This is a genomic window from Romboutsia sp. 13368 (genome assembly GCF_018336475.1).
Lineage (GTDB): Bacteria > Bacillota > Clostridia > Peptostreptococcales > Peptostreptococcaceae > Romboutsia.
Genome location: NZ_CP048741.1, coordinates 1,535,263 through 1,537,466, shown reverse-complemented (window position 1 = coordinate 1,537,466; position 2,204 = coordinate 1,535,263). Strand labels below are relative to the sequence as shown.

The following is a 2,204-nucleotide window of genomic DNA, read 5'->3' as shown; positions in this document are numbered from 1 at the left end:
TAATAAATTAAAATATAAGAAGGTGGAATATGAAAAAGACAATAGGGATACTTGCACATGTTGACGCTGGTAAAACTACATTTTGTGAACAACTCCTTTACCATACAAATGTAATAAGAAAAAGAGGTAGAGTTGATAATAAAGATACATTTTTAGATAACCATGATATAGAAAAGCAAAGAGGAATAACTATATTTTCAGAACAAGCAAATTTTAAATATAATGAATCAGAGTATTACTTAATAGATACACCTGGACATATAGACTTTTCACCTGATATGGAAAGAGCAATTAGCATAATGGATTATGCTATAGTAATAATAAGTGCTATAGAGAAGGTTCAATCACATACTAAAACAGTTTTCAGACTACTTAGAAAATATAATGTTCCAACTATATTTTTTGTAAATAAAATGGATAGAGAAGGTGCAAATATAGACGATATTATAAAAGATATAAAATCTAATTTAAGTAGTGATATTGTAAATATAAGTGATAATTTAAACATAGATTCTAATAATATTCTAAGTGAAGAGCTTATAGAATTTATAGCTGAAAGAGATGATAACTTATTTGAAAAATACTTAGAAGAAGACTATGATGAAAGTTTATGGATAAATTCAATGAAACAAATGATAAATGAATCTAGAATATATCCTTTAATGTATGGTTCAGCACTACAAGATATAGGAATAAGTGAGTTTATAAAAAATTTAGATTATTTAACATATACAGACTATAAAAATGAAGAAGATTTTATAGGGAAAGTATATAAAGTAAAGTATGATGAAAATAAGAAAAGAACAACATACATAAAAGCAATACAAGGAAGTCTTAAGGTTAAAGATGAAGTAAAGTATGGCCAGGGAAATAATGAAAAAGTTAATGAAATAAGATTATATAATTCAAATAAATATACATCTGTAAATGAAGTTTATGCAGGTGATGTTTTTGGTGTATGTGGTTTAAATGAAACTACAGTAGGAGATTTAGTTATAGGCTCTAATATAAATAAAGAAAGATTAATAAATATTAAATCTGAGATTAATTTAGAAATGGTTCCTACATTAAAATCAAAGGTTATATTTGATGATAATTTAAATGTAAGAGATGTATTAGGTTATTTTAATATATTAAATGATGAAGAACCAGCACTTAACGTGATTTGGGATGAAACTTTAAAAGAAATCCATATCCATGTTATGGGAAAAATACAACTAGAGATATTAAAGTCTATTGTAAAAGAAAGATTTAATATTGATGTTGAATTTGGTAAATGTGAAATAATTTATAAAGAAACCATAGAAAGTGAGACTATTGGATATGGACATTTTGAACCATTAGGTCATTATGCGGAAGTTCATTTAAATATTAAACCAAATAAAAGAAATAGTGGAGTAAGTTTTGAAAGTATTGCTCATGTAGATAACTTATCTATAGGACATCAAAATCTAGTTAAAACTCATGTATTTGAAAAAGAGCATAAAGGAATATTAGGAGGATATCCACTAACAGATATTAATATAACGCTGTTAACAGGAGGAGCACATAATAAACATACCAGCGGTGGAGATTTTAGAGAGGCTACATTTAGAGCATTAAGACAAGGACTTGAAAATACTAAAAATATATTACTTGAACCATATTATAAATTTACTATAGAAATTGGAACGGATTATGTTGGTCGAGTTATGTCTGATATTTCTAAGATGAGTGGGGAGTTTGAAGCTCCTATAATTAATGAAAATATAACTACTATAAGAGGTAGAGGTCCTGTGTCTACTTTTATGGATTATCCACTAGAGATAATATCTTTTAGTAAGGGAACAGGCTCTATAACTTATGTTTTTGATGGATATGATATATGCCATAATGCAGAAGAAGTTTTAGAAAATAGAGGATACAATAAAGATAGTGATATAGATTATACTTCTAATTCAATATTCTGTTCTAAGGGACAAGCATATGTTGTAAAGGGAAGTGAAGCTAAAGAATATATGCATTGTCTAGAAAAGTAATAAAAAGAGAAGAATAGTTTAGAAGTATCCTAAAAATTAAGTAGAAATATGACGAATCACGATAATTTACAATATATTACGACTATGTTAATATAAAAACATGTTATTATGTGTTTATTAAAAATAATAGTAAATAGAATTTACTTATTCTAAAGTTTAGGTTTGTAACTTTAGAATAGCCATTAA

At 26.3% G+C, this 2,204-nt stretch carries 1 protein-coding gene; it reads left to right on the top strand.

Annotated features, from left to right (window positions below; translation table 11 throughout):
• The first annotated feature begins 29 nt into the window (after nt 1-29).
• A complete protein-coding gene (locus G3997_RS06190) occupies nt 30-2,018 on the top strand; it encodes a GTP-binding protein (RefSeq protein WP_296644496.1) in 1,989 nt (662 codons plus the stop codon).
• Nucleotides 2,019-2,204: the final 186 nt, after the last annotated feature.